Raw genomic sequence first — 216 nt, forward strand, 5'->3', positions numbered from 1 at the left:
CCGTTCCCATACCGAACACGGAAGTTAAGCTCTCTAGCGCCGATGGTAGTTGGGACCTTGTCCCTGTGAGAGTAGGACGTCGCCAAGCAACTTTAAGACGAGTCAGAATGATATGCTCCCCCTATAGTAGACAGAAAAAAGAAAGCTTTATATCCTGTCTACTATAAGGGGGATTTTTTTATGGGGAAAATTAGAAGAACATATGATGAAACATTT

At 42.6% G+C, this 216-nt stretch carries 1 rRNA gene; it reads left to right on the forward strand.

Annotation, left to right across the window (positions count from 1 at the left end):
* Nucleotides 1–88 (forward strand): 5S ribosomal RNA (rrf, locus tag MR168_RS33255); the annotation flags it as partial.
* Nucleotides 89–216 lie beyond the last annotated feature (128 nt).

It is taken from the genome of Bacillus cereus group sp. BfR-BA-01356, assembly GCF_022663635.1.
GTDB lineage: Bacteria > Bacillota > Bacilli > Bacillales > Bacillaceae_G > Bacillus_A > Bacillus_A cereus.